Genomic DNA, 23,635 nt, shown 5'->3' on the forward strand with positions numbered 1-23,635 from the left:
CTCCGGGGGGGGGCCGCTGTCCCCCCGGGGGGGGCGCGGCGGGCGGCCGCCCCCCCCCCCCCCGCCCCGCCCCCCCCCCCCCGCCCCCCCGCCCCCCCCCCCCCCCCGACAACCGGCGCTGTGCCGACCCGCTCGCCGGTCAGTAGCTGTCGCTGCCGGCGCTCGTCGCGATGGCGATGATGATCATGACGACGTAGAAGGCGATCAGCAGCACCAGCAACCCGGTGAGGATCCAGCCGACGATGATCGCGGCCTTCGCCATCCCCTCGCCGCCCTCGCCGGTCAGCCGGATCTGCTTCTGGGCCACGTGACCGAGGATCGCGCCGACCGGTGCGGTGATGCAGGACGTCAAGCCGAGCAGGGCCAGAACGAGCGCCGCGATCGCCATCCCGTTGATCTTCTGTGGCACCGGGTAGCCGTAGCCGGCGTACTGCGGCGGATAGCCGGGCGGGGCGTAGCCGGGCATGGGCTGGCCCGCGGGGAGCTGCCCACCGGCGTACGGGTCGACCGGCGCGTACGGGTCCGCCGGGTTGGGCTGGGCGGGAACCGGCTGACCGGCCACAAGGGTCGGATCCAGCGGAGGGCTCGACTGTTGGCCGGTGGGATCGGTCCAGCCGCCGGGTGCGTGGGGATAGGTCATGCGATTCTCCGTCAGGTCGGGTGCGCCGTCAGGGTAGCCAGCGGCGACCAAACCGGATGCCCCCGCTCCCGGGTGCCGCGTTGCTCGGGCCCGTCCGACCGGGCAGGATCCTGGCATGGCAATGGATGCGCGCGCCGCCGATCGTTCCGGCAGTCGACCGAGACGGGACGTCAGCCGCCCCGGCGCCGGCCGGCGCGGCCGTGCGGCCACACCGGCCGGTGCCACCGGCGCGGACGAGCCGGTCGCGCTCGCCGACCCGGTGACCATGCGACTCGACGGGCGGGTCGCCCTGGTGACCGGAGCGGGCAGCCCGGACGGCATCGGGTACGCCACCGCCCGCCGACTCGCCGACCTGGGCGCCCGGGTGGCCATTGTCTCCACCACCCGGCGCATCCACGAGCGGGCCACCGAACTGGGGGTGACCGGCTTCGTGGCGGACCTGACCGACGAGTCCGAGGTCGGCGCGCTGGCCGACGCGGTCGCCGAGCAGTTGGGTGACGTCGAGGTGCTGGTCAACAACGCCGGCCTGGCCAGTCGGGCCAGCCAGGGTGTGCTGCGGCCGGTCGCGCAGCTGACCTACGACGAGTGGCGCGGTGAGATCGACCGCAACCTGTCCACCGCGTTCCTGTGCAGTCGGGCGTTCATCGGTGGGATGGCCGAGCGGGGCTGGGGTCGGATCGTCAACCTGGCCGCCACGGCCGGCCCGGTCAACGCTCTGCCCACCGAGGCCGCGTACGCCGCGGCGAAGGCCGGAGTGGTCGGGCTGACCCGGGCGCTGGCCATGGAGATGATCGCCGACGGGGTGACCGTGAACGCGGTGGCCCCCGGCACCATCTACACCGCGGCGTCCACGATGGCGGAGATCAAGCAGGGGCTGGGTACCCCGGTCGGTCGACCGGGCACTCCGGACGAGGTCGCCGCCGCGATCAGCTTCCTCTGCTCGCCGGCCGCCTCGTACATCACCGGTCAGATGCTGGTGGTGGACGGCGGTAACAGCGTCCGCGAGGCCCGGTTCCGTTGACCGGCCACGTCCACAGGGGACGGGTCCTGGCCGCCGGTCAGTAGCCGCCGCTGTCGCCGGTGTTGCCGATGAGGACCAGCGCCAGCCAACCACAGCAGGCCAGCAGGGTGAGCCCGGTGAAGGCGTAGCCGAGGACCAATCCCCAGGTGGCGAGCTGGCCGCCCTCCTCGCCGCTGGTGCGGATCTGCCGCTTGGCCACGTGGCCGAGGACAGCGCCGGCCGGGGGGAACACGAAGGCGAACACCAGCGACAGGATCGCCAGCACGTTGGTGCCCCGACCCGGTCCGGACGACGGAGGGCCGTACTGCCCGTAGGGGCCCTGCGGAGGGTACGGCGGCTGCTGCGCCCAGTACGCCGGCTGGTGCGGTCCCTGCTGCTGGTACGGCGAGGGGTCGTCCGCCGGCGGCCCGTACGGCGAGCGCTCCGGCGGCCCGAAGGCCGACTGGTCCGGCGGCGGCGCGTACGGCGTCTGCCCCGCCGGCGGAGGCGCGTAGGGCGACTGGTCCGGGGGTGGCTCGTAGGGTGACGGCGGCTGCTCGTCCCCGGGCGGTCCCGACGGCGGCGGGTAGCTCACGGCTGTCCTCCTCCTGCCGGTGCCGGAAAAGTCCCTCTTGCCGGACGCTACCCGCAGCGGTGAACCTTTTCACAGCGGTTGTGTGGACTGGTCACCTTGGCCTCGCCGGCTCCGGAGGCCGATACTGACCCAGCGTTACCCATGAGTAGTGCGCTGATCCCCGGAGGCTGAGATGGCTCGACTCGCCCAGACACCCGGCCTGACCGATGTGCAGCGGTCGATCCTGGAGACCGTCCGGGAGTTCGCCGACAAGGAGATCATCCCGCACGCTCAGCGGCTGGAGCACGCCGACGAATACCCGACCGACATCCTCGACGGGATGCGCGAGATGGGGCTGTTCGGCCTCACCATCGACGAGGAGTACGGCGGCCTCGGCGAGTCGCTGCTCACCTACGCGCTGGTGGTGGAACAGCTGTCCCGAGGTTGGATGTCGATCTCCGGCATCGTCAACACCCACTTCATCGTGGCGTACCTCATCTCCCAGCACGGCTCCGCCGCGCAGAAGGCCCGGCTGCTGCCGAGGATGGCCACCGGCGAGGTACGCGGCGCGTTCTCGATGTCCGAGCCGGAGACCGGCTCCGACGTCTCGGCCATCAAGTCCCGGGCCGTCCGCGACGGCGACCGCTACGTGCTGAACGGTCAGAAGATGTGGCTCACCAACGGGGCGTACTCCTCCGTGGTGGCCACCCTGATCAAGACCGACACCGGCGCCGAGTCGGTGTACGGCAACATGAGCACCTTCCTGCTGGAGAAGGAGCCGGGCTTCGGCGAGACCGCACCCGGCCTCACCATCCCCGGCAAGATCGACAAGATGGGCTACAAGGGCGTCGAGACCACCGAGATGGTGCTCGACGGGGTGACCGTGCCCGACTCGGCGATCCTCGGCGGCGCCGACAAGGTGGGCCGGGGCTTCTACCAGATGATGGACGGCATCGAGGTGGGCCGGGTGAACGTGGCCGCCCGCGCCTGCGGCATCTCCATCCGGGCCTTCGAGTTGGCGGTCAGCTACGCGCAGCAGCGCAAGACCTTCGGTCAGCCGCTCGCCAAGCACCAGGCCATCGCCTTCAAGCTCGCCGAGATGGGCACGAAGATCGAGGCCGCGCACGCCCTCATGGTCAACGCCGCCCGGCTCAAGGACGCCGGCCAGCGCAACGACGTCGAGGCCGGGATGGCCAAGCTCCTCGCCTCGGAATACTGCGCCGAGGTCGTCCAGGAGGCGTTCCGCATCCACGGCGGCTACGGCTACTCCAAGGAGTACGAGATCGAGCGGCTGATGCGGGAGGCCCCGTTCCTGCTCATCGGCGAGGGCACCTCCGAGATCCAGAAGACCATCATCTCCCGCGGCCTGCTCAAGGAATACAAGCTCTGACCTCCGCCCGGCCCGCAGTCAGGGAAGCAGACGGCGGTCGATCGTGAGCGTGATGAATCCGGCCGCAGCGTGCGGGAGCGGTTTAGCCGAGGCGGGTGAGGGCGCCGACGGCGCGCTCGACGGCGAGGCAGCGGTCCTCGACGTAGTCCATCCCGGCGGCCTCGGCGATCCGCCGTGCCTCGGCGGAGACGATGCCCAGCTGCAACCAGACCGCCGGGGCGCCGATCGCCGCCGCGTCCCGGACCACCTGCACGGCGTCGGCTGCCGGTCGGAATACGTTCACCAGGTCGACCGGGTGCGGGATGTCGGCCAGCGTGGGGTAAGCCCGCTCCCCGAAGAGCTCCTCGACGCTCGGATTGACCGGAATGATCCGCCAGCCGTGCCGCTGCATCTGCAACGGCACACTGTGCGCGGCCTTGTTCGGGTCGCGGGACGCGCCCACGACGGCGATCACGGCGGAGTCGGCGAGGATCTGCTGAGCGGTACGCACCCGCCGACTGTAGCGCCGCCCGCCGGCTAGAGCAGGGTCAGCTGCTCAGCCGGCTGTGGTGGTGGCTCGGGGAGGCTGCGGTTGTCGCCCAGATCAGCGCGGTGCAGCCCGTGCCGGCGGCCCGCGATCCGCACCCGCGCGGTCAGCTCCCGCTGGTACGCCTGCGGGGCGTAGGCGCCGGCCCGGTAGAGCTCGCGGTAGCGGGGGACGAGGTGCGGGTGCTCCCTGGCCAGCCAGTGCGCGTACCACTCCCGGGCGCCGGGGCGCAGGTGCAGCGCCAGCGGGGTCACGCTGGTCGCCCCGGCGGCGGCGATCGCCGACACGGTGGCGTCGATCGACTCGTCGGTGTCGCTCAGCCCGGGCAGGATTGGGGCCATCAGCACCCCGACGGAGAAACCGGCGTCGGCGAGCGCCCGGACCGCGTCCAGCCGCCGGCGCGGGTGCGGCGTGCCCGGCTCGACGGAACGCCAGAGCTGCTCGTCGACGAAGCCCACCGAGTATGAGATGCCCACCCTGGTCACCTCGGCGGCCTCGCGCAGCAGTGGCAGGTCCCGCAGGATAAGCGTGCCCTTGGTCAGGATCGAGAACGGGTTGGCGAAGTCCCGCAGTGCGGCGATGATCTGCGGCATCAGCCGGTATCGGCCCTCGGCGCGCTGGTAGCAGTCCACGTTGGTGCCCATCGCGACGTGCGCGCCCCGCCATTTCGGCGCGGCCAGCTCCCGCCGGACCAACTCACCGGCGTTGACCTTGACGATCACCTTACGGTCAAAGTCCGCCCCGGCGTCCAGGTCGAGGTAGGTGTGCGTATTCCGGGCGAAGCAGTTGTGGCTGACCACCCCGTTGGCGATGAAGTCCCCGGTGCCGGTGGTGATGTCCCACAGCGGCAGTTCCAGCCCGAGCGCCTGGATGCCGACAACCCGGAGTGCGGCCCGGCACTTCAGCGCGGCACCGTCAATCGACCGCTTGCGAGTGATGGCCGGGTCGGTCAAATGGAAGAAGCGCAACCGCGCCGGGAGACCCCCGGTCAGCCGTACGTAACGCAGTCGGTTGGTCCGCCGGCGGTCCTCCAGAACACTGGTGAATCCGAAGGCGCGCAGTGCTTCCGTCGTGTAGCTGAGAATCTGATCATCGCAGTTGGCGATCCTCAGGATGCCCTGGCTGCAACTGCCCTCGGCATCGAAGATGCCAGCGAGGAACCCTCGCTGCCACTCAAAAGTCGGATGCTTCGGCCATCGGATCATCTCCCTGATGGCATCGACCTTCTGCTTACCCGAAGCGCGGACGGCCTCCATCTCCCGCCGGTCAGGCATGGCCCGACCGAACGAGGAGCGGCTTGTCTCGACGCCCGTTTCCCTCAAGAACTGCTCGGTACGATCGAGTGCCTCGCTGTCCGCGAGCGCCAAGCGGAACTGGTGACTCCAGCTCTTGCCTGTGGCGTAGGTGCCTATGGTTCCGTCGCCACGCACCATGCCGCAGATATAGCCGCGACGGTAGTCGTGAGAGGCCTTCGGAGTTGTCTCGAACGCGCCAGTGCCGATCAGGCGATTGTTGGTGGTGAGGTAGGGGCGTTGGTCGGTGCCGACCATGTCGCCGGTGATGTGTTTCCAACCTCGCTCCGTCAGGAAGCGGTGGTCCCCGCTGGCGATGAGCGTCGTGCCGTCCTCCAGGGTGACCCGGTAAGCCGGTTTCACGGTGGACCACTTGTCGAGCACGGTGGTGACGACGTATCGGCGGTAGGCGCCGCGTCGCTCCGTGCCGTAGATACGGTCGCCCGGCTCCAATTCTCTGATCGGCTTGGTGCGCCCGTCCGCCATCAAGACTGGGGTGTCCCCCGAGACGCAGTACACACACGCATGCGAGCAGCCTCGGTACGGGTTGATGGTCCACTCGAAGGGGACCCGGGACTGCCCGGGAACCCGGTTGAGGATGGACTTGGCCTGCACCTCGTAGAAGGTCATCCCGGCGAACTCCGGGGTGTCGAAGGTGCGGGCGACGGCGCCGGGCAGCGCCAGCGGCAGGGCTGGCGTCGCTGGCGCTGCCCGCTCGGGGTCTCCCTCAACCGGGGGAGCGGTGAGGTTGTCCCAGCGCATGGCCACTATTCGAACACGTGTACGAGGGTAGCGCAAGTGACCCACCGGACACCGGTGCCCGGTCGGGCGGTGACGGAGGGGAGGATGGACAGCATGAAGACGTCGACCTTCGTCTACGACGGGGACTGCGCGTTCTGCACCCGGTGCGCCGAGTTCATCGAACGCCGCATCCCCACCGCCGCGCGGGTGGTGCCCTGGCAGTTCGCCGACCTGGACGCGCTCGGCCTCACCGCCGACGAGTGCGAGGAGGCCGTGCAGTGGGTCGGCGCCGACGGCTCACGCGCCGCCGGCCCGGACGCCATCGCGAAGCTGCTCGCCGCGAGCGGCCCGGTCTGGCGGGTCGCCGGCGCCGGGCTGCGCTTCCCGCCGGCGCGCGCCGCGGCCTGGCCGGCGTACCGCTGGGTGGCGCGCAACCGGCACCGGCTGCCGGGTGGCACGGCGGCGTGTGCCCTTCCGCAGGAGGCCCGGGAGCGGCTCTACGGCCCGACCGGTCGCCCGACCACCGGCGGCTGACCGCCCAGAGGCGCCGGCTCGGCGCCCTCCAGGGCCGGCGCCGCGCTCGGCTCCGGCGGGTCCTGGACCGCGTCGCTCGTCGGCTCGGCCGTGGGGCGGCCGACGAGCCGGCGGGCCCAGACCAGCGGGCGGACCCGCTCCAGCGGCAGGAAGCTGGTCATCGCCGCCAGGTGCGGTGCGAACGAGATGGTGATGGTCGCGAAGGTCACCACGTGGAACGAGTAGAAGAAGCCGACCATGGCCGACCGCCAGCGGGCCGGCAGCAGGAAGACCACCGGGCTGAACAGCTCGAAGGCCACGATGCCGAACTGGGCGACGATCAGCAGGTACGGCACCTGGGCGATGAGGTCCGCCAGGTCGGTGCCGCGCCGGATGATGGCCCGCGCGAGCACCGAGCCGGTCAGCCAGTCCAGCCCGCCGAAGCGCAGCTTGGCCCAGGCGGCCAGGAAGTACGTGCAGATCACCGCGATCTGGGTGACCCGCAGCGCCCAGCCGCCGGCCTCGGTGCGGGTGGTGTCGCCGTGCCGGGCGCGGCCGGCGGTGGGCAGTACGGCCAGCGCGACGAGCAGCCCGAACCGGTCGTGGTCGACCTTTCCGTAGCTCATCGCGATGATCATCCACAGCAGGTACAGCGCGCACACCGACCAGCCGAGCAGGCGGGGGGCCCGTCCGGTCGCGGCGAGCAGGGCGAGCAGCAGCAGCACCCAGAAGATCACCGCCACCAGCGCCGGGGTCGGGGTGGGTAGCGGGAGGATCCGGCCGACCAGCAGCGGCTGGTAGAGCTCGCCGGGCACGCTGGCCCTGGTCCGTACCCAGGGCGTGAAGACGACCAGGTCGGCGGCGACGAAGAGGTAGATCAGGGTCCGGAACGCGGCGATGCGGCCTCGCGGTACCGCTTCGGTCAGCCAGCGACTCATCGGGGGGCCTGCCAGCGGACCACGGTCTCATCGGTGTGCTGGCCGGTCGGCCGGCCGGCGCGGATGCCGTGCCAGCGGATGACGATGCGGACCTCGACCAGCTCGGCGGCGTCCGGGTGGCGTTCGGCGTACGCGTCGGCGACCTCGGTGAGCAGCGTCGGGTCGGCGGCGTATCGGGCCTGCTGACCCTCGATCTCGGCGCGGCGGATGCCGGTCGCGTCCTGGTTCAGGTCGATCACGGCCCCGGAGCTGTTCACCCCCTCGACTCGCGTGTCGGGGGCGGGCGCGTTCGGCGGATTCGAGGTGGAGTACATCCGGAACGGGCCGAACGGGAAGTCGTCGTCGCTGCCCCAGAAGGTGCCGGCCAGCAGCAGGACGAGACCGAGTGCGGTCGCGCCCAGCCGGGTCACGCGCCCGCGGGTGGTCAGGTTCTCCATCGGGTCGTGACGATACGGGATCTACCGACCGCGTTGGTTCCCACCGGCGGTCAGTTCCGCCTGCCCGGGCAGGTGATCATGTGCGCGCTTCCGGGTACGACGAAGGCCGGGCCCGTACCGGGCCCGGCCTCGCGTGCCGTCGCGGGGACGGCTCAGTGGTTGTGCTCGGCCAGCTGCTTACGGACGTCGTCCATGTCCAGTGCCTCGACCTGCTCGATCAGGTTCTCCAGCGCGGACTCCGGCAGCGCACCCGGCTGGGCGAAGACGATGACGCCGTCGCGGATCGCCATGATCGTCGGGATCGACCTGATGTCGAACTTGGCGCCCAGCTCCTGCTGGGCCTCGGTGTCGACCTTGCCGAAGACGATGTTCTGGTGCTTCTCCGAGGAGCGCTCGTAGACCGGGGCGAACCGCTTGCACGGACCACACCAGTCGGCCCAGAAGTCGACCAGGACGATTCCGTCGTTGCCGGTCACCTCGTCGAAGTTCGTCGAGGTCAGCTCAACGGTTGCCATTGCACTCTCCGATCACCGCGGTTTGTCTACGTCCCGTAGAACCAGGGCTGACCGTATCGAATTCCCGGGCGGTCGGGCACGAAACGTGCTGTGGGCTGACTGCGGGCACTGAGGGTCATCGACCCACGTCTGTGCGTTCCGATCTGCGGAACGCAAGTGCATGACGCACTTGCGTGACCGGACGTGATGGGAGCGTTTCCAGGGAGATCCACTCGATCGAGCGCTACGAATTGGTAACTTGCCCCTTGACAAGCAGGTATCGGGCCTGCAGAGATCGCCGATCACCCTGCGCTCAACCACGGAGAGTAGTGTTACAAAAGCGTAAATGTGACGCCGGTCTCTGTTGAACCTACGCTGCCGTAGGGCAGAATTCTCCGCATCAGAGCGTGGGCGGCGGGTGCCGGGGAGGGCCCCGCCGCTCATTGCGTCTCCCCCCGAGCGAGCGACCGGTGTGACTTTTCCGCCGGGGTCGCGCCCCGCGGGTCACCTTAACCACCGGTAAGGCATGCTGTGCCGAACTCCATCGCCGCCCGTCGAAGGGGACCAGGATGCAGTTCGGCCGTTACTACGAGGAGTTCGAGGTCGGCGCGGTCTACCGGCACTGGCCGGGCAAGACCGTCACCGAGTACGACGACCACCTCTTCTGCCTGCTCACCATGAACCACCACCCGCTGCACATGGACGCGCACTACGCCGAGACGGCCAGCCAGTTCAAGCGCAACGTCGTGGTCGGCAACTACATCTACTCGCTGCTGCTCGGCATGTCGGTGCCGGACGTCAGCGGCAAGGCGATCGCCAACCTGGAGGTCGAGTCGCTACGGCATGTGGCCCCCACCTTCCACGGCGACACCATCTACGGCGAGACCACCGTGCTGGACAAGCGGGAGTCCGGCTCCAAGCCCGACCGGGGCGTGGTGTCGGTGGAGACCCGCGGCTACAACCAGGACGGCACCATGGTCTGCGTCTTCCGCCGCAAGGTCATGGTCCCCAAGCGGGAGTACGCGGCCAGCAACGTCCCCGAGGGAGTGGACCCGGAGCGGCCCAGCTTCCCCGAGCCGCGCTGAGCACCGCGGGGCGGGCTACCCGCGCCGGCGACGGGCTCCTTCCCACATCACGTTCTGATGGGGAAGGGGCCCTATTCCCGTTTCGAGGCATATGCTGGCGCCGGAGGTTCCGATGAGCCACTCCGTTGCCAGAGAGCCGCCCTCTGCCGGTCGCCGAGCCGCACCCTTGACCACCGCCGTCTACTCCGCCGCCGAGTGGGACCTGCTCACCAGCCTGCCCGGTCGGGTCCTCGTGGCCGCCGCCGCCCCGGGCCCCGGCCGGCCCGCGCGCGGGGTCATGGCGGGCCTGGCCGGCCTGGACGCGGTCGCCGCCGGCCGGGCGTTCGACAGCGATCTGGTCCGCGCGGTGGTCGCCGCGATCTACGCCCGCCACGACGGCACCCAGCCCCCGACCGAACGGCTCACCGATCTGGTGGACCTGCTGGCCGCCTGCCGGGCGGCGGTCCGGGTCCTGCACCGGCGCGCCGACCCCGCCGACTCGGCCGCGTACCGCCAGTGGGTGCAGTCGGTCGCGGCCCGGGTCTGCCGGGCGGTGCCCGCCCCCGGCGAGCCCTCGGCCGACCGGTCGGCCAGCCCGGCCGACCGGCGGTTCCTGGACCGGCTCGGTGGCGCGCTCGGGCTGGGTTGAACCGGCAGGCCGTCGGTGGCGAGCGCGGGACGGGTCCGTACTCTCTGATGACCGTGACCGACGACCAGCTTGAGGTGGGCGTGGGCCCCTGGCCGGGGGACCTGCCGGACGACCCGCGCTACGACCCGCAGTTGCTGGCCGAGGGGGACCGGCGCAACGTGACCGACCGCTATCGCTACTGGCGGCACGAGGCCATCGTCGCCGACCTGGACCGGCACCGGCACGGGTTCCACGTCGCCATCGAAAACTGGCAGCACGACTTCAACATCGGCACGGTGGTCCGCAACGCCAACGCCTTCCTCGCCGCCGAGGTGCACATCGTCGGACGGCGACGGTGGAACCGACGCGGCGCGATGGTGACCGATCGGTACCAGCACGTCCGACACCACGAGACGATCGAGGAGTTCGTCGGCTGGGCCGCCGGGCAGGGGTTGTCGGTGTTCGGCATCGACAACCTGCCCGGATCGCGCCCACTGGAGACCGGCACCCTGCCGCGGAGGTGTGTGCTGCTGTTCGGCCAGGAGGGGCCCGGTCTCTCCGAACCGGCCCGCGCCGCCTGCGACCAGCTCTACTCCATCGCCCAGTACGGCTCCACGAGGTCGATCAACGCGGGTGTGGCCAGCGGCATCGCCATGCACGCGTGGATCCGCACCCACGCCGGGCCGCCGCCGGACTGACCACGCCCCTGGGTGCCGAATCGGGCGTTCCGGCTTGACGGGCCGGCGGTCCGGGGTGACGGTGGGGATGTGAGTGTCGCGGTGAGTTGTCCGAGATGCGGGGGCCCGGTACGGGCGCCGGATCTGATGCACACCGAATCGAGGTGCCTGCACTGTGGCCCGGTGCCACCGCTGCACGTGCCCGAGCACATCGGAGCGGACATCCTGGCGAGCGTGGTGGACCGGATCACCGCGGCGACCGCGGATCCGCCGGGCACGCCGCTGTGGTGCCCGTGGCCGCTGCCGCCCGGCTGGACCCTCACCGGCGTGGCGTACGCCGGGGACGACCGCACGGGAGTGCGGGCGACCGCGGTGGCCTGCGCGGGCCCGGCGCCGCTCGGTGGCGGCCCGGCCGATCTGCTCTTCGTGGCAGAGGAGCCGGGCGTCGGCCTGGGCACCCGGCTGGCCGGGCTGTCCGGCCCGGACCCCGGACCGGAGTTGGCCGACGCGTTGACCGACCCTGGGCCGGGCCACCCCGAGCACGTCGGGCAGGCCCGGATCCGGGTCGGCGGGCATCCCACTCCACTGTGGCTCGTGAATTCGCCGACGGATCGAAGCGCGTACGCCGGCGAGGCTCGGGGAATGTGGCTGCATGCGATAGCCTGGCCGGCGAGTGCGGGTCACCTGCTCGCGGAAGATGTCGTGCTGCACGACCTGACCGAGTGGACTCCGCCCGAGCTCGTGTACGGCGCACCGTCCCCGTACCTACCCGGGAGAGCTTGACATGGCTCCCGGATTGACGGAGAACGGACGCAGATATTCACTGTACGACACCACACTGATACTCTGGGTGCCGCTGCGGTAATGGGACCCGGCGCCGCGCGAGAGGATGGCCCGCCATGGTCAAGAAGGTCCTCACCTGGGCCGGAATCGCATTCTTGATCTTCTTCGTCGCCTACCGGCCAAACTCTGCGGCGGATGTGTTCAAGTCGCTCGGCGGCGGGATCGTCGATATCGCCCAGGGGTTCGGCGACTTCTTCACCAGCCTCGTCGCCTAGCCGCCCATGGGCAGCCCCTCCGGTCCACCCTTCGACCCGGACGACCCCGACCGGGAGCGCCGCGAGCGCGACACCGAGCCGATCCCGCGGATCGGGCCCGACGACGGCCCGGGCTACGGCGCCGGCCCCGGCCTGTCCGACGGTCCGTCCCTATCGGACGACGTCGGCTACGGCGACGGGCCGGGCTACGCCGGTGAGGGTCGTTCCAGCCGGGCCTGGATCCGTGATCCGGAGGCCGGCTACCAGCCTCCGCAGATCTCCGAGGACGAGCTGGCCGGGTTGCGCGCCGACGCGACCGGCGCCACCCCCCGGCGGGTGCTGCCGCTGGAGGACGAGCCCAGCTCGCTGGTCGCCCGCTACCTCTTCCCCACCGAGCGCTACCGGGGTGAGTGGAAGCGGCACTGGATCCACCTCACCACCCCGCTGCTGGTCGGCATCGCGGCGACCTTCGTGCTCGGCTACCTCTCCGGCTTCCTCGCCGGGCAGAACGTCGGGGCGTTGACCACCGTCGCCGTGCTGCTCTGGTTCGCGGTGATGGGCTGGGTGGCGTGGAAGGTCGCCGACTGGTGGTATGACCGGTTCATCCTGACCAACAAGCGGGTCATGGTGGTCAACGGCATCATCACCCGCCGGGTGGCCATGATGCCGCTGGTCCGGGTCACCGACATGAAGTACGAGCAGACGCCCTCCGGTCGGGCGCTCAACTACGGCACCTTCGTGCTGGAGTCCGCCGGCCAGGAGCAGGCGCTACGCGAGATCAAGAACCTGCCCAACCCGAACGAGCTCTACCTGCGAGTGGTCGAAGAGATGTACGAGCCGCAGGCGGTCGAGGCGCGGCTGGGCAAGGAAGCCGACGAGGCCAAGGCCGACGACGGGGCGTGAAGGTTTTCGTCCGAACATCGGAGCAAGTGCGCACCTTTCGTCATGGACCGGAGCGCCTCTGACATGGCACTCTGCCAGGACGGCTGGGGTGCGGAGGTGCGTGGTGGCGAGCAGGGACCCGTTGGAGGAGGAGTTTCGCGACTTCGTCGCGGCTCGCTCCGCCGCCCTGCTGCGGACCGCGTACCTGCTCACCGGCGACTGGGCCACGGCCGAGGACCTGCTCCAGACGGCGCTGACCAAGACCTATCTGGCGTGGAAGCGGCTCGGTGGGATCGAGGCGGTCGAGCCGTACGCCCGGCGGGTGATGGTCAACACATCGACGAGCTGGTGGCGGCGGCGCTGGCACGGTGAGCGCCCCACCGAGGTGCTGCCCGAGCGCGCCGGTGTCGACGAGATCGAACAGCAGCTGGACCGCGACCTGCTCTGGCGGCACCTCAGGGAGCTGCCCAACCGGCAGCGAGCGGTACTGGTGCTGCGCTACTACGAGGACATGTCCGAGGCGCAGACCGCCGCGATGCTGAACATCTCCCCGGGCACCGTGAAGAGCCAGGCCTCCCGGGCGCTGTCCACGCTGCGCCGGCGGATGGGCGCGGCCGCACCGGAGTTGGCCGGCGAGGCCACCACCGGCGGCCGGACCGCCGTTGCCGGGACGCTCCGGAGCGGCGCAGGCCCCGCGCGTGCCGGTGGCGCGACCACCCCGAGCGGGCAGGTCACGGCCACCGGCGGTGCCGCGCCCAGCCGGCCCCGGACGACGACCAACCCGGCGTCCCGTCCGGCCGTGCCCCGCCCGATCGCCCCCCGTCCGGTCGAGCTGCCGGTCGAGTTGGCCGTCGATCCGGCGGCCGTGCCGGTCGGCACGGGCACCGGAGAGCAGCGGTGAAAGCATTCCCGGGGCGGTCAGGCAACCTGACGGGCAGCCCGCCGCGTCCCTACCACGTGCGACCTGACGAGCTGGATGGTGCGGTGCGGGAGACCCTCTCGCACCAGGTCGCCGTACCCCGCCCACTGAGCCCCGATCCGGCCGGCCAGGCCATCCGCCGGGCGAACCGGATCCGGCGCCGTCGTACCACGGGCGGCCTCGCCCTCGCGGCGGTCGCCACGGTGCTGGTCAGCACCGTGATGGCCCAGCTCGGTGACGACTCCGGTGGGCAGGGCACACCCATCGTCGTGATCGGTGACCCGAACCCGTCGGCCCGGCCGATTCCCTCGGCCGCACCCGCCCCCGCGCCCTCGCCCGGGACGTCCCTCGACCTGCTCGTCGACGGAACGCTGATCAGCGCGACCGGGGGGCGGCTGGAGCTGTCCGGCGTCGGGCCGGCCGAAGCCGCCCACCTGCTGCCCGGCGGCGGCGGTTGGTTGGTGGTTGGCGCTCCGACCGCCGCTGGCCGTTCCCTCTGGGTGGCGCAGCGCGACGGGCTGGTGCAGGTGCTGCTGGCCGGGGCGGGCGCGATCGTCGTGGCACCCGACGGCCGCCAGGTCGCCTGGCGCGACGGCACCGGCCTGCTGGTGGCGGGGGTGGTCGGCACCCAGCTCATCGGGCCGGTGCGCACCTCCCTACCCGCCGACGCGGAACCGGTCCGGTTCGTCGGCGACAGCGTGCTGGTCCGGCTCGACCCGGACCGCGCGGGCCACGCCCTGTGGCGGCCCGGCGCCGGGCAGCTGACCGTGGGGATCGACCGGACCACGCTGAGCGTCTACGGCGCGCTGCCCGACGGACGGCTGGTCGGCCAGGTCGCCGCCGGCGACACGAGCGGGACCTGCCTGGCCGTACTCGACCCGAAGCGTGACCTGAAGCGGGTCAGCACCGGCTGCGGTCCGCAGCTGAGCGAGGACGGAGTCGGCGGGATCTCCGCCGACGGGCGGTGGCTGCTGGTGAACGGGCGGGTCGGCAAGGCCGCCCGCGCACTGCTGGTCGACCTGCAGCGGTTCGGACCGGACATGACCGCCGTGCCGGCCGGGCCGCCTGCGACCGGCGCGATCGCCTGGACGACCGACTCGGACGCCACCTACGTCGACGGCGCCGGCCAGCTGGTCCGGGTCGACGTCGGCCGGGTGCGGGCCGGAAACCAGGCCCAGGCGGTCCCGGCGCCCGACGTGCAGCCGGGGAACCGGCCGGTCGTGGTGACGGGCTCCTGACCACCTGCACCGGTCGCGAGCGGGCAGGCCTCGACAGAACCGGGTCGGTGGCGCTGGGTAGCGTCGGGTGATGACCTCGCGTACCGGCTCCGCCCCGCGAATCGACCTGCACGCCCACTCGACGGCCAGCGACGGCACGCTGAGCCCGGGCGAGCTGGTCCGCGCGGCCTCCCACGCGGGGCTGGACGTGCTGGCGATCACCGACCACGACACCACCGCCGGCTGGGCGCCGGCCGTGCGGGCGCTGCCGCCCGGGCTGCGCCTGATCCGGGGCGCGGAGCTGTCCTGCCGCTGGTCCGGCACGGAGTCGCCGGTGCCGCTGCACCTGCTGGCGTACCTGTTCGACCCGGACCACCCGGAGCTGGTCGCCGAGCTGGCCCGGGTGCGTGCCGCCCGCGAGGAGCGGGGCGAACGCATCGTCGGGCTGCTGCGCGCCGACGGCGTCGACGTGAGCTGGCCGGACATTATGGCTGGCGCGGGGGGAGGCACGGTGGGCCGGCCGCACATCGCGCAGGCGCTCATCCGGGCCGGCCTGGTCGGGAGCACCCGGGAGGCGTTCGGTCCGGACTGGCTGGGCGAGCGGTACCGGCTGCCCAAGGAGGACATCGACGTGTTCCGGGCGATCCGGCTGGTCCGGGCGGCCGGCGGGGTGCCGGTCTTCGCCCATCCGCGCGCCACCCGACGCGGCCGGGTGGTGCCCGACGAGCTGATCGCCGAGCTGGCCGCCGCGGGGCTGGCCGGGCTGGAGGCCGACCACGAGGACCACAGCCCGGCCGAGCAGGCGCACGTACGGGCACTTGCCGCCGAGCTCGGTCTGCTGGTCACCGGCTCCTCGGACTTCCACGGCACCCACAAGACCGTCCAGCTCGGGGCGTTCAACACCGGTGTCGAGGCGTACGAGCGGATCGTCGCCGCGGGGGTGACCGAGGTCGCTTCGGGCTGATCCGGGTTTCGGTCCACAACGGCGCGGCTAGGTTGATCACGTGGATCTGAAGCTGTTCGGCGAGGTTTTCGTGACCCTGCTGGTGATCACCGACCCGCCGGGCATGATGCCGATCTTCCTCGCGCTGACCGGCCCGCTGCCCGCCCGGGACCGGAACCGGGCGGCCTGGCAGGCGGTGGCGCTGGCGCTCGGCGTGATCGTGATATTCGCGGTGGCGGGGCAGACCCTGCTCGACTACCTGCACGTGGACCTGCCCGCCCTGCAGGCGGCCGGCGGCCTGCTGCTGGTGCTGGTCGCCCTGGAACTGCTCACCGGCAAGGCCGACGACCCCAGCCAGCAGGTCACCTCGAACATCGCGCTGGTGCCCCTGGGCACCCCGCTGCTGGCCGGCCCCGGCGCCATCGTCGCCACCATGCTCTTCGTCCAGCAGGCCGACGGGCTGGGCGACTTCACCGCCATCGCCGCGGCGATCCTCGCCGTGATGGTCGCGGTCTGGATCGTGCTGCGCTTCTCGGGCGGCATCGTGAAGATCCTGCGCCCCGGCGGGATCGAGGTGCTGACCCGGATCGCCGGCCTGCTGCTGGCCGCGATCGCCGTGCAGCTCATCGCGGACGCGGTGGCCGCCTTCGTCACGCAGTACGTGAACATGACCTGACCCGGCACCCCCGTGCTGTCGGGGGTGGGTGGCAGGATCGCAGGCGTGCGACGATCCTCTTCAGCCGGACGACCGGCCGCCGGCGGCCGAGCCCCGCAGCAACGTGCCGGCAGCGCCGAGCAGCTCGGCTTCGAGGGCATGCCGGAGCGGCTCTTCGTCTGCACCCCGAGCAAGCTCGGTGCGTACGCGGACTGCCCGCGCCGCTACCGCTACTCCTACGTCGACCGGCCGGCCCCGCCCAAGGGCCCGCCGTGGGCGCACAACTCGCTCGGCGCCAGCGTCCACACCGCGCTGAAGAACTGGTATGCGCTGCCCGCTGACCGGCGTCGCCCAGAGGCGCTGGCCACCCTGCTCAAGGGCACCTGGGTCCGCGAGGGCTACCGCGACGACGAGCAGGAGCGGGCCGCCTACCGGCGGGCGTTGGGCTGGCTGGAGGCGTACGTCGAGACGCTGGAGCCGGACGCCGACCCGCTCGGCGTCGAGCGGGTGGTGGCGGTCAAGACCGCCGTGCTGGCCTTCAACGGCCGCGCCGACCGGATCGACTCCCGCCCCGGGCCGGACGGCCAGGAGCTGGTCATCGTCGACTACAAGACCGGTCGCACCGGGCTGGACACCGACGACGCCCGGGGCTCGCAGGCGCTGGCGCTCTACGCGTACGCGGCCGAGCGGGTGTTCCGCCGCCCGTGCCGCCGGGTCGAGCTGCACCACCTGCCGACCGGCACGGTGGCGGGTCACGACCACACCGTCGAGTCACTGGCCCGGCAGTTGACCCGGGCCGAGGAGACGGCCCGCGACATCATGGCCGCCGAGCGGGCGGTCGCCGACGGCGGCGACGCGGATGCGGCGTTCCCCGTGGCGCCCGGCCCGCGCTGCGGCTGGTGCGACTACCGGCGGCACTGCCCGACCGGCGCGCAGACGCCGGGCAAGGATCCGTGGGCGGCCGTGGACCGACCCACCGACGGCTGAAACCTCTGGCGGCGCCGGGTCAGCCGGCCAGCGGGGTGGCGGTGAGCCGTTCGGCCCGCTGCCTGGCGGCCTGCCGGATCGGCCCCTCCCGGTAGCGCCGGGGGACCGTGCCGAGTGCCAGCCGCAGGGCGCGCACGGTCAGGTCCGCCGACAGGGCGGTGGTGGGCAGACCGAGCCCGCCGTACATCCGGCGGGCCCACGCCGGCAGCAGCGCGAGCGCGGTGCCGGCGACCCCCAGGTACGCCCAGCGTGCTGGCCCGAGGCCGAGCCCGAGTCGGGCCGGCAGGTTGAGTTTCCACGGCAGCGGCGGGGCGGTGAGCAGGAGCGCGGTCTCCGCCGCCTCCCGGGTCATCCGCAGCTCGGGTCGCACCGCGCGGTAGTACTCCGCGACCTCCTCGGCGGTGCCCGGGACGCTGCCCGGGTCGAGGCCGACCAGGGCGGCGGAACGGCGCTGCTCGGTGTAGTACCCGTCCACCTCGTCGTCGGTGAGCGGCAGCCCGGCCCGCCGGGCCGTGCTGATGAACGACTCGACCTCGGCGACGTGCACCCAGCGCAGCAGATCCGGCTCGTCGATCCGGAACTCCGCGCCGGTGTCCGGGTCGGTGGCCCGCATCCGGTCGTGCAGCCGGCGCAGTCGCGCCCCGGCCGCCTCCGCCTCGGCGGTGGTCCCGTAGATGGTGGTCGCCACGTAGGTGGCGGTGCGGACCAGGCGGCCCCAGGCGTCGGTGCGGTAGTCGCTGTTCTGCGCGACCCCGGCCATCGCGCGCGGGTGCAACGCCTGGAGGTAGAGCGAACGCAGGCCGGCGACGATCAGGATCGGCTCCTCGTGCACCTTCCACGTGACCGAACCCGGACCGAAGAGGCCGAGGTCATCGGAGTCCACCGCCCAAGAGTGCCACGGCCAAGCCGACCCCGCCGGCCACCTTTCCCGACGCGAGCCCGGTCAGCTGTCGGCGGAGCGGCGGGCCTGGCAGCCCGGGCAGAGACCCCAGAAGGTCACTTCCGCCTCGTCCACCTCGAAGCCATGCGAGACGCTCGGCTCGAGGCAGGGGGCGCTGCCCACCGCGCAGTCGATGTCGGCGATCTCGCCGCAGCCCCGGCAGACCACGTGGTGGTGGTTGTCGCCGGCGCGCGCCTCGTACCGGGCGGGACTGCCGGCCGGCTCGATCCGTCGGGACAGGCCGGCCCGGGACAGCGCCCCCAGCACGTCGTAGACCGCCTGGGTGGAGACCGAGTCGAGGCGTTCGCGGACCTGTCGGGTGATCTCGTCGACCTCCAGGTGGCCGCCGCCGGCCAGCACGTCGAGCACCGCGAGGCGCGGTCGGGTGACGCGCAGGCCCCTCGATCGCAGCAGTTCCTCGGCACCGGACATGCGCCAATGACAGCACGTGCGACCGGCGCCGACAACCGACGTCCGGTCGGGGTGGCCGCGGACACAGTCGGCGGTGGCCGGATCGGGGCGCGGTGAACCCGATCGAGAGGCAGCGCGTGTCTCCGGTCGAGAGCCTGGGGGCGGCCGGCGAACCGTAGGCTGGCCACCCCCTGACCGTGATCCACCTGGAGGGTGTCGATGTTCGAGGAGATCCAGGGTCTACCGGTACACGTCCTGGTGGTCCATGCGGTGGTCCTGTTCGTGCCGCTGCTGGCTGTGCTGGCCGTCGCGTACGTGGGACTGCCGCGCTGGCGGCACCGGCTGGACTGGGCGGTGGCCATCCTGGCCGTGGCCGCTCCGCTGACCGCCTTCGTGGCCATCCAGTCGGGTGAGGCGTTCACCGACGCGCTGGTCGCCCGGGGTTTCCAGGGCCCGATCTTCGACCAGATCTTCGAGCACTCCCGCTACGGCGACATCCTGTTCCGGATCGTGGTGCCGCTCGGGATCGTGGCCATCCTGCTGTTGGTGGCGACCAGCGGGCACCCCCGGGTGCCGCGGCTGCCGGCACTGGTGACCCCGGTGTTGGCGGTGGCCGTCGTCGCGCTCTCCATCGCCGCCCTGGTCTACGTCTACCTGACCGGCCACTCCGGCGCGCAGGCCGTCTGGGGCACCACCCTCTGACCGTCGGTCACGACGGGGTCAGAAGAGAACCCGCGAGCAGAGCAGGCAGACCAGGACCACCAGCACCACGCCGACCGCCGCGCCGAAACCGTAGGTGACCCGCTGCGCGCGCTGCTCGGCCACGTCGAGGCCGGCCATGTCCTGCGGCGGCAGCCGCCGGGGCGGCGTCGGCTCCAGGTGTACGGGTGGACGCCAGCCCGCCGGCGGCGGCACGCTCGGCGGTGGGCCGGCGTACCCGGGCGCGGGCGCGGCGGCGGCTTGGTCGGGTGCTTCCTCGCCGCCGGTCCCGGGTCGCCGCCAGTAGTCGTCCGGGGTGCTGCCACCGCTGGGGGTCGTCACGCCGTCCGACGCTACCAACGCGGCCGGCGGCTCGGTCGCTTCTGGCCGGCGCGCCACCGTCTGCCACCGGTCCGCTGCCGTCGGCTGCGCTAGTCTTGCCGCTCGTGAGCACCGAGGACCCCGGCACGCAGGGCGCGCGCGGCGACGATGACCGCACCGTCGACCTGAGCGAAGACTTCGTGGTGCTGCCCGAGCAGACCGCCGACGACACCGACCGCGGCTGGGGCGAGCGGCCCGGCGGCAACGACGACTGGCTGCTCGCCGAACGCCCTCCGCACTGGGGCTGACCCGGCTCCCGTCCTGCGGGTCGGCGCGGCTGCCGCCCCCGTAGCGAGTCTCGGTGGTGTGCGCGGTCAACCGCGGACGACGATCGCGAACCGGCTTCCCTCGGGTAGCCCGACCGCGCGTTGCGCCTGGTCAGGGCGGAGCGCCAGATAGAGCGCTGACGACCCGTCGGTCGCGCCGGCACCCAGCACGTCCAGCACCAGCGCTCGGGGGGCGAGCAGGGCGGCTTCGGTGCCCGAGCCGCCCGGCGGCGTCGCGAGCAGATCGACCCGGGCCCCGGGGCGGACCACCGCCAGTGCGGCCGGCTCGGCCAACCGGACCGGCACCCCGACCGCGCCGCTGGGCAGCGCCAACGGGCCGGCCGTCACCTGCGCCCCGGCCGTGGTCGCGCTCGTGCCGGTCGGCTGCGGCCCGTCGACCGTGCCGGCCGGCCCCTTCCCGTCGACCGGTCCCGCGCCGGGCGGGCCGGGGGACGGGGTGGCGCTGGTGGCCGGCGGGCAGCCGGTGGGGGTGTGCAGGACGGCGGCGGCCAAGCCGAGCAACGCGGCGACCACGCCGGCCCGGAGCAGGGTGCGCCCGCGGGGCAGGGCGAGCCGCCGCAGCGGCCGCAATGCCCGAGCGGAATCTGGATCGCCGGTCGCCATCTGCCGCCTCCCGTCGCGGGGTGCCGCAGCGACACCCGTGGACGGCAGGTTAGGCCGATCGGGACCCGGTCAGCTGATCGTCCGCCGATGCCTGTGGACAACCGGCCGGCCTGTGGACAACGCCCACCGACCGGCCGGACCTGCTATGACACGGGACGACCACGCCGCTCGGGCGCAGCGGTCAGGATGCGGAACTGGCCGCCGGGGCCTTGCCGCTGCTCGACCCGCCGCTCGACCCGCCGGACGACGAGGAGCCGGACGACGAGGACGATCCGGACGACGAGGACGTCGACCCGGTCGAGGAACCCGACGACCCGGAGTCTCCGCCTGAGGACGACGAGGACGACTCGGACTTGGCCGGCTTGCCCGCCGTACCACCAGCGGACGTCTCGGAGCCGGAAGCCCGGGAGTCGGTGCGGTAGAAGCCGGAGCCCTTGAAGACGATGCCGACCGAGTTGAAGACCTTGCGCAGCCGCCCCGCGCACGCCGGGCACTCGGTCAGCGGCGCGTCAGAGAAGGACTGGACCGCATCGAGCTGGTGACCGCACGCGGTGCAGGCGTACTGGTACGTGGGCACGTTCTCCTCCGGATGTGGGCTCAGCCAGTTGGCACTCGACGTATTCGAGTGCCAATGGTGCGTCATTCGCCCCGGGTTCGTCCAGCGGACGTGTGGGGCGCGACACCATGCGCCGCACCCGGGCCGTCGTCAAGCGTACGCACCCCGTCGGCAGGGGTGACGATCGCGCGGACCGGACGGTCGTGCGGCTCCACGGGAAGCGCCTCGACCAGCTCGCCGTCGTGCAGCGGCACCACGGTCAGCGTCGCGGTGGGCACCCGGGCGAGCGCCCGGTCGTACGAGCCACCGCCGCGGCCCAGCCGCCGGCCGCGTCGGTCGACCGCCAGCGCCGGAACGACCACCAGACCCGCGTCGGTCACCGCGGCCACCCCGAGCCGGGGGCCGACCGGCTCCCGGATACCCCGCCCGGCCGCGATCATGGCATCCGGACCGGTGTACGCCGCCCAGTCCAGGTCGAGGTCGGCGCGGAGCACCGGCAGCAGCAGCTCGGCGTCGGCCGGCAGCGCCGCCCGCAGCACCTCCGGCAGGTCGGCCCCGCCCGGCTCGGAGCCGACCGGCACGTACGCCGTCATCCGGCGCGGGCGCAGCCGGCGTACCAGCGCGACCAGCTCGGCCTGGACGCGCCCGGCGGCGGCGGCCCGGGCCGGACCGCTCAGCGCCCGACGGCGGGCGAGCAGCTCGGCCCGCGCGTCCCGCTTCGCCACCCGGGTCACTTCCGCTTCATCAGAAAATTCCGGCACGCAACACTCCTGACGCAACGCCTCTCCCACGGTTGCTCTGTGTCAGCATCGCAAGCAACGAAAGCGGAACGTCCGGGGGGACCGAGTGACGCTACGGGGGCGGTTGACGGCAGCATTCCTCGTGGTGGTGCTCGGGCCGGTCCTGCTCGGGGCGTTCTTCGTCGCCTCCACCTTCGCCGCCGTCGACCGCAGCCGCTCCATCGAGCGCCTCGCCGTGGCGGCGTCCACCGTGCGTACCTCGGTCGACGCGCTCTGTCAGCAGCTACGCGCCACCGCCGACGCCGTGGCCCTCACCGGCGATCCGGCCGGCGCCGCTGATCAACTGGTTGGCCGGGGGCTTGCCGCCGGGGTGTTGATCACCGACGTGACCGGCCAGGTCACGTACGCCTCGCCCGGCGCGCCGTCGACCCCCTGGCGGGACTGCTCGGGCACGGTCGCGCCGTCCGGCCCGGTCCGCGCCCTGGCCGCCCGGGTCGACCTGCGTGACCGTGCCGGCACTCTGCTGGGCACGGTAGTCGCCGCGCAACTGGTCGACCCGGCCTTCGTGGCGCGGCTGGCCGCGGTGACCGGCGTGGCCGTCACCCTGCTCGACGGCGGTGCCAGCGCCGGGCGGGTCACCCATACCACCGAATCCCGTGAGGTACGCGACGCGGTGCTGGCCGCCGCCAGCGCCACCGACGGCGAGCGGGTCACCGAGACCTCCGAGGGCCGGTACGTGCGGCGCATCGGGCCCTCCGCCGGGCAGCCACTGCCGCTGGTGCTCTCCGTGCCGAGCGAACGGCCACCCGCGCTGCACGTCACGCTGGTCGGCGTGGTCGTGCTGGCCGGGCTGCTCGCCGTGCTGAGCGCCTGGCGGTTGGCCCGGATTACCACCCGGCCGCTGGTGGAGCTGGCCGGCGCGGTGGACCGGGTGGCGCACGGCGACCTGACCGCCCGGGTGCCGGTGCGCACCCGGGACGAGCTGGGCCGGCTGGCCGCCGCGTTCAACCGGATGACCCGGGAGACCGGGTCGTACGTGACGGCGCTGACCAGCAGCCGGGACCAGCTACGCGGCCACCTCGCCGTCCTCGGGGACACCCTGGCCAGCACGCACGACCTGCAACGCATCCTGCGGGTGATCCTGCACAGCGCCATCGCGGCGACCGGGGCCCGGGCCGGCGCGGTGCTGCTGGTGGAGGCCGATGGGGTGCTGGTCGCCCAGTGCACCGAGGGGCTGGACGGGCGCTGGCCGGAGGGGGACGAGACGGAGACGCTACGGGTGCCGGTGGGCGTCGGCGTCGTCGGCGCTGTTGCCGCCACCGGGGAGCCCCAACGTGGGCGGGCGGGGCCGACCGACGCCCCGGCGGGTGAGCCGCGCTGCCACACATACGTCGCGGTCCCCTTCGCCACCCCGGGCGGCGGCGCCACGGCGGCCCCGGGCGCGCCTGCGGCGCCGGTCGGCGG

Annotated in this window: 30 protein-coding genes and 1 pseudogene; 18 read left to right on the forward strand and 13 right to left on the reverse strand. The window is 72.6% G+C overall.

The genetic code is table 11. The features are described 5' to 3' along the window. Positions 1 to 139: 139 nt before the first annotated feature. Entirely contained in the window at positions 140 to 640 is a 501-nt protein-coding gene (locus tag ACWD6N_RS33755) for a DUF4190 domain-containing protein (RefSeq protein WP_450006113.1), read from the reverse strand. A 115-nt stretch (positions 641 to 755) separates the two neighbouring features. Here ACWD6N_RS33755 and ACWD6N_RS33760 point away from each other — a divergent pair, with 115 nt between their 5' ends. Beyond that, the gene (locus ACWD6N_RS33760) at positions 756 to 1,661 is read left to right on the forward strand and encodes an SDR family NAD(P)-dependent oxidoreductase (RefSeq protein ID WP_354964569.1); all 906 of its coding nucleotides are present in this window, start codon (positions 756 to 758) and stop codon (positions 1,659 to 1,661) included. 37 nt (positions 1,662 to 1,698) lie between these two features. On the opposite strand, the gene ACWD6N_RS33765 is transcribed toward ACWD6N_RS33760, so the two are convergent. Continuing rightward, positions 1,699 to 2,235: a DUF4190 domain-containing protein gene (locus ACWD6N_RS33765; protein ID WP_450006115.1), complete on the reverse strand. Its 537-nt coding sequence runs from the start codon at positions 2,233 to 2,235 to the stop codon at positions 1,699 to 1,701. Between the two features lie 172 nt (positions 2,236 to 2,407). On the opposite strand from ACWD6N_RS33765, the gene ACWD6N_RS33770 reads away from it, so the two are divergent. Then, the gene (locus ACWD6N_RS33770) at positions 2,408 to 3,604 is read left to right on the forward strand and encodes an acyl-CoA dehydrogenase family protein (protein ID WP_450006117.1); all 1,197 of its coding nucleotides are present in this window, start codon (positions 2,408 to 2,410) and stop codon (positions 3,602 to 3,604) included. A gap of 82 nt (positions 3,605 to 3,686) precedes the next feature. Here ACWD6N_RS33770 and ACWD6N_RS33775 read toward each other — a convergent pair whose 3' ends face one another. Next, positions 3,687 to 4,094: a CoA-binding protein gene (locus tag ACWD6N_RS33775; RefSeq protein WP_450006119.1), complete on the reverse strand. Its 408-nt coding sequence runs from the start codon at positions 4,092 to 4,094 to the stop codon at positions 3,687 to 3,689. Positions 4,095 to 4,120: 26 nt separating this feature from the next. After that, positions 4,121 to 6,184: an intein-containing Rv2578c family radical SAM protein gene (locus ACWD6N_RS33780; RefSeq protein WP_450006121.1), complete on the reverse strand. Its 2,064-nt coding sequence runs from the start codon at positions 6,182 to 6,184 to the stop codon at positions 4,121 to 4,123. A gap of 93 nt (positions 6,185 to 6,277) precedes the next feature. On the opposite strand from ACWD6N_RS33780, the gene ACWD6N_RS33785 reads away from it, so the two are divergent. Beyond that, a complete protein-coding gene (locus ACWD6N_RS33785) occupies positions 6,278 to 6,697 on the forward strand; it encodes a thiol-disulfide oxidoreductase DCC family protein (RefSeq protein ID WP_354964574.1) in 420 nt (139 codons plus the stop codon). On the opposite strand, the gene ACWD6N_RS33790 is transcribed toward ACWD6N_RS33785, so the two are convergent. From ACWD6N_RS33790 to trxA, 3 genes are all read right to left on the reverse strand, one after another. After that, complete coding sequence (locus tag ACWD6N_RS33790; protein WP_450006123.1) at positions 6,661 to 7,614, reverse strand: MFS transporter permease; 954 nt, start codon at positions 7,612 to 7,614, stop codon at positions 6,661 to 6,663. The two genes, ACWD6N_RS33785 and ACWD6N_RS33790, sit on opposite strands and share 37 nt — an antisense overlap. Then, positions 7,611 to 8,051, reverse strand: a complete 441-nt coding sequence (locus ACWD6N_RS33795) for a hypothetical protein (protein ID WP_354964576.1) — start codon at positions 8,049 to 8,051, stop codon at positions 7,611 to 7,613. Before ACWD6N_RS33795 ends, ACWD6N_RS33790 begins: the two co-directional genes overlap by 4 nt. Positions 8,052 to 8,203: 152 nt before the next feature. After that, on the reverse strand, positions 8,204 to 8,566 hold the full coding sequence (gene trxA, locus ACWD6N_RS33800; RefSeq protein WP_007455291.1) for a thioredoxin: 363 nt from the start codon (positions 8,564 to 8,566) through the stop codon (positions 8,204 to 8,206). 548 nt (positions 8,567 to 9,114) lie between these two features. Between trxA and ACWD6N_RS33805 the strand changes: the two genes are divergently transcribed. The 11 genes from ACWD6N_RS33805 to ACWD6N_RS33855 all read left to right on the forward strand — a co-directional run bounded on the left by ACWD6N_RS33805 (position 9,115) and on the right by ACWD6N_RS33855 (position 17,554). Beyond that, positions 9,115 to 9,630, forward strand: coding sequence for a MaoC family dehydratase (locus tag ACWD6N_RS33805; protein WP_089017858.1), 516 nt, complete (start codon positions 9,115 to 9,117; stop codon positions 9,628 to 9,630). Positions 9,631 to 9,742: 112 nt separating this feature from the next. Next, positions 9,743 to 10,258 carry a hypothetical protein gene (locus tag ACWD6N_RS33810; protein WP_450006125.1) on the forward strand — a complete coding sequence of 172 codons (516 nt, stop codon included), beginning with the start codon at positions 9,743 to 9,745 and terminating at the stop codon, positions 10,256 to 10,258. A 53-nt stretch (positions 10,259 to 10,311) separates the two neighbouring features. Continuing rightward, complete coding sequence (locus ACWD6N_RS33815) at positions 10,312 to 10,935, forward strand: TrmH family RNA methyltransferase (RefSeq protein ID WP_450006133.1); 624 nt, start codon at positions 10,312 to 10,314, stop codon at positions 10,933 to 10,935. Positions 10,936 to 11,016: 81 nt separating this feature from the next. Further along, positions 11,017 to 11,697 carry a DUF6758 family protein gene (locus tag ACWD6N_RS33820; protein ID WP_450006127.1) on the forward strand — a complete coding sequence of 227 codons (681 nt, stop codon included), beginning with the start codon at positions 11,017 to 11,019 and terminating at the stop codon, positions 11,695 to 11,697. Positions 11,698 to 11,813: 116 nt separating this feature from the next. Next, complete coding sequence (locus ACWD6N_RS33825; protein ID WP_165942702.1) at positions 11,814 to 11,972, forward strand: hypothetical protein; 159 nt, start codon at positions 11,814 to 11,816, stop codon at positions 11,970 to 11,972. A gap of 6 nt (positions 11,973 to 11,978) precedes the next feature. After that, on the forward strand, positions 11,979 to 12,854 hold the full coding sequence (locus ACWD6N_RS33830) for a PH domain-containing protein (RefSeq protein ID WP_449937328.1): 876 nt from the start codon (positions 11,979 to 11,981) through the stop codon (positions 12,852 to 12,854). A gap of 103 nt (positions 12,855 to 12,957) precedes the next feature. Then, entirely contained in the window at positions 12,958 to 13,734 is a 777-nt protein-coding gene (locus ACWD6N_RS33835; RefSeq protein WP_387323161.1) for a SigE family RNA polymerase sigma factor, read from the forward strand. Positions 13,735 to 13,817: 83 nt separating this feature from the next. Beyond that, positions 13,818 to 14,990 (forward strand): hypothetical protein, encoded by a 1,173-nt coding sequence (locus tag ACWD6N_RS33840; RefSeq protein ID WP_450006129.1) that lies wholly within the window; start codon positions 13,818 to 13,820, stop codon positions 14,988 to 14,990. 70 nt (positions 14,991 to 15,060) lie between these two features. Beyond that, positions 15,061 to 15,933, forward strand: coding sequence for a PHP domain-containing protein (locus ACWD6N_RS33845; protein WP_354964583.1), 873 nt, complete (start codon positions 15,061 to 15,063; stop codon positions 15,931 to 15,933). 40 nt (positions 15,934 to 15,973) lie between these two features. Further along, positions 15,974 to 16,588, forward strand: a complete 615-nt coding sequence (locus tag ACWD6N_RS33850) for a MarC family protein (protein ID WP_089017854.1) — start codon at positions 15,974 to 15,976, stop codon at positions 16,586 to 16,588. A gap of 138 nt (positions 16,589 to 16,726) precedes the next feature. Then, positions 16,727 to 17,554 carry a RecB family exonuclease gene (locus ACWD6N_RS33855; RefSeq protein WP_449937345.1) on the forward strand — a complete coding sequence of 276 codons (828 nt, stop codon included), beginning with the start codon at positions 16,727 to 16,729 and terminating at the stop codon, positions 17,552 to 17,554. A 19-nt stretch (positions 17,555 to 17,573) separates the two neighbouring features. Here ACWD6N_RS33855 and ACWD6N_RS33860 read toward each other — a convergent pair whose 3' ends face one another. Next, the gene (locus ACWD6N_RS33860; protein WP_449937322.1) at positions 17,574 to 18,437 is read right to left on the reverse strand and encodes an oxygenase MpaB family protein; all 864 of its coding nucleotides are present in this window, start codon (positions 18,435 to 18,437) and stop codon (positions 17,574 to 17,576) included. A gap of 60 nt (positions 18,438 to 18,497) precedes the next feature. Beyond that, positions 18,498 to 18,926 carry a Fur family transcriptional regulator gene (locus tag ACWD6N_RS33865; protein WP_089017851.1) on the reverse strand — a complete coding sequence of 143 codons (429 nt, stop codon included), beginning with the start codon at positions 18,924 to 18,926 and terminating at the stop codon, positions 18,498 to 18,500. A 198-nt stretch (positions 18,927 to 19,124) separates the two neighbouring features. On the opposite strand from ACWD6N_RS33865, the gene ACWD6N_RS33870 reads away from it, so the two are divergent. Beyond that, positions 19,125 to 19,607, forward strand: a complete 483-nt coding sequence (locus ACWD6N_RS33870) for a DUF2231 domain-containing protein (RefSeq protein WP_449937319.1) — start codon at positions 19,125 to 19,127, stop codon at positions 19,605 to 19,607. An 18-nt stretch (positions 19,608 to 19,625) separates the two neighbouring features. Here the strand turns inward: ACWD6N_RS33870 and ACWD6N_RS33875 are convergent, their stop codons facing one another. Continuing rightward, on the reverse strand, positions 19,626 to 19,946 hold the full coding sequence (locus ACWD6N_RS33875) for a hypothetical protein (protein WP_354964587.1): 321 nt from the start codon (positions 19,944 to 19,946) through the stop codon (positions 19,626 to 19,628). Between the two features lie 104 nt (positions 19,947 to 20,050). On the opposite strand from ACWD6N_RS33875, the gene ACWD6N_RS33880 reads away from it, so the two are divergent. After that, positions 20,051 to 20,233 (forward strand): hypothetical protein, encoded by a 183-nt coding sequence (locus tag ACWD6N_RS33880; protein WP_074316562.1) that lies wholly within the window; start codon positions 20,051 to 20,053, stop codon positions 20,231 to 20,233. Positions 20,234 to 20,299: 66 nt separating this feature from the next. On the opposite strand, the gene ACWD6N_RS33885 is transcribed toward ACWD6N_RS33880, so the two are convergent. After that, the gene (locus ACWD6N_RS33885; protein ID WP_449937317.1) at positions 20,300 to 20,875 is read right to left on the reverse strand and encodes a flagellar biosynthesis protein FlgA; all 576 of its coding nucleotides are present in this window, start codon (positions 20,873 to 20,875) and stop codon (positions 20,300 to 20,302) included. A gap of 209 nt (positions 20,876 to 21,084) precedes the next feature. On the opposite strand from ACWD6N_RS33885, the gene ACWD6N_RS33890 reads away from it, so the two are divergent. Continuing rightward, positions 21,085 to 21,297: a hypothetical protein gene (locus ACWD6N_RS33890; RefSeq protein ID WP_354964639.1), complete on the forward strand. Its 213-nt coding sequence runs from the start codon at positions 21,085 to 21,087 to the stop codon at positions 21,295 to 21,297. A gap of 14 nt (positions 21,298 to 21,311) precedes the next feature. On the opposite strand, the pseudogene ACWD6N_RS33895 reads toward ACWD6N_RS33890, so the two are convergent. After that, positions 21,312 to 21,518: pseudogene (locus tag ACWD6N_RS33895) on the reverse strand (FmdB family zinc ribbon protein); the annotation flags it as partial. Then, the gene (locus ACWD6N_RS33900) at positions 21,515 to 22,192 is read right to left on the reverse strand and encodes a 5-formyltetrahydrofolate cyclo-ligase (RefSeq protein WP_387323173.1); all 678 of its coding nucleotides are present in this window, start codon (positions 22,190 to 22,192) and stop codon (positions 21,515 to 21,517) included. The gene ACWD6N_RS33900 and the pseudogene ACWD6N_RS33895, both read right to left, overlap by 4 nt. Positions 22,193 to 22,277: 85 nt before the next feature. Here ACWD6N_RS33900 and ACWD6N_RS33905 point away from each other — a divergent pair. Further along, positions 22,278 to 23,635: HAMP domain-containing protein (locus ACWD6N_RS33905; RefSeq protein ID WP_450006131.1), on the forward strand; the 1,358-nt coding region annotated here is incomplete at its 3' end.

It is taken from the genome of Micromonospora sp. NPDC005163 (assembly GCF_053599835.1).